This window comes from Streptomyces sparsus (assembly GCF_054776295.1).
The window spans coordinates 1-1,931 of sequence record NZ_BAAHCA010000919.1 but is presented as its reverse complement, the minus strand read 5'-3'; the positions used below and the strand labels follow the sequence as shown (position 1 = coordinate 1,931).

Sequence of the window (1,931 nt, the reverse complement as noted above, 5' to 3'; positions counted from 1 at the left end):
AGCGCGGGACGCGGTACCGGCCCCGCACGCAGCAGGTCGTCGGCGGCCGCGGTGTCGGTGACGAGGCTGGTCACGAGGCCGGAGCGCAGGACCGCGCCGATCGCGTCGGCCTTGCGCCGGCCACCCGCGATGGCCACCACCTCGGGGATCCGGCGCAGCCGGTCGGCCTCCACCGTGATGCAGCGCTCTCCCAGGTCACGGCCGATCCGGCGGCCGTGCGCGTCGAACAGGTGCGCCGACATCTCGGCGGCGGCACCCAGCGAGGCGTAGTGCGCCCGCTCGGAGTCGCTCAGCATGTCGTGCACGGTGGAGACGCCGGGCTCCCAGGAGCCGATGGAGACGGCGGCCACCGTCACCTTGTCGAAGTACTCGAAGGCGGCGGCGATGCCGGTCTGGCTGCGCAGCGCCGCTGCCGTGGCGGGGTCGGGCAGCAGCATCGGGGCGTAGATGGGGTGGGCCACTCCCCCTGCGACCTCGGCGGCCCGGCGTACCGCCTCCACGGAACCGCGGTCGGCGGTGCCCGCGTCGTACACGCCGGTGAGCTGGACGACGGTGCAGGGCGGCAGTCGGCGCAGCGCGGTGGCCATGTGGATCGTCGAACGCCCCCAGGCCAGGCCCAGGACGTCGCCCTCGGTGACCAGCTCACCGAGCAGGTCGGCCGCCACCTCACCGAGGTTCTCCGGATCGGCGGCGTCCTCGGTCGCGTCGGCCGGCGACTCGACGACCACCGCGTGCCGCAGCCCGTAGCGGGCGCGCAGCGCGTCGGAGCGTTCGGCGTCCAGTTCGGCGGGCACCCGGATCTCGATCCTGACGAGGTCGCGCTCCAGGGCCGTCTCCAGCACCCTGGCCACCTTGAAGCGGCTGACGCCGAACTCGTCCGCGATCTGGATCTTGGACTTGCCCTCCAAGTAGAAGCGGCGGGCCATGGCCGCAGCCTGCATCAGTTCGGCGGGCCCCATCCTTGCTGCTGCCCGACCCGTCGACACCGCAACTCACCTCAGCTTCCACCCCGCGAGCGCGTCCGCGCCCGGGTGTTCATCCTCGCAGATCCACCGGGACCTTGATCCGTTTCGTGCATGGCGCAGGCACTCCGGGCAGTCGTGCTCGGTGCCGCTGCCCGGCGCGCGGCCGGGGCCGTCAGTGCGCGCAGCCCCGGGCGGCGGCCTCGGACGCCTGGTTGCGGAGCGCGCGCACGGCCGCCGCCGGGTCGTCGGTGCCGTAGACGGCGGAACCGGCCACGAAGACGTCCGCGCCGGCCTCGGCGCAGCGCTCGATGGTCTCGGCGGACACCCCGCCGTCCACCTGGAGCCACATCTGCAGACCGTGCTTGTCGATCAGCTGCCGGGTACGGCGGATCTTGGGCAGCATGATGTCCAGGAACGCCTGGCCGCCGAAGCCGGGCTCGACCGTCATCACCAGCAGCATGTCCAGCTCGGGCAGCAGGTCCTCGTAGGGCTCGATCGGGGTGGCGGGCTTGAGCGCCATCGAGGCCCGCGCGCCCTTGGCCCGGATCTCCCGCGCCAGCCGCACCGGCGCGGCGGCGGCCTCGGCGTGGAAGGTGACGGAACCGGCACCGGCCTCGACGAACTGGGGGGCCCACCGGTCCGGCTCCTCGATCATGAGGTGGCAGTCCAGCGGTGTGCCGGTGGCCTTGCTCAGCGCTTCGACCACGGGCGCTCCGAGCGTCAGGTTCGGCACGAAGTGGTTGTCCATCACGTCGACGTGGAGCCAGTCGGCGCCTTCCGCGCCTCCGACACGCTCGGCCTCCTCGGCCAGACGGGAGAAATCGGCGGACAGGATGCTGGGGCTGATCTGAACCATGCCCCCAGTATGTCGTCCGCCACACCGGACGCGGCAGCCGGTCCCTCCCACGCGGCCGGAATACCGCCCGCGGCCCGCACCCGCGGCGTCGGGCGGCACCGCCGGCGGCG

The 1,931-nt window shown here is 73.3% G+C and carries 2 protein-coding genes; both read right to left on the bottom strand.

Features of this window, described 5'->3' with window-relative positions; translation table 11 throughout:
* Positions 1 to 959 (bottom strand): sugar-binding transcriptional regulator (locus ACYVE9_RS24935; protein ID WP_461030154.1); only part of this gene is annotated, 959 nt, incomplete at its 3' end.
* Positions 960 to 1,137: 178 nt separating this feature from the next.
* Complete coding sequence (rpe, locus tag ACYVE9_RS24930) at positions 1,138 to 1,821, bottom strand: ribulose-phosphate 3-epimerase (RefSeq protein ID WP_461030153.1); 684 nt, start codon at positions 1,819 to 1,821, stop codon at positions 1,138 to 1,140.
* Between the last annotated feature and the right edge of the window lie 110 nt (positions 1,822 to 1,931).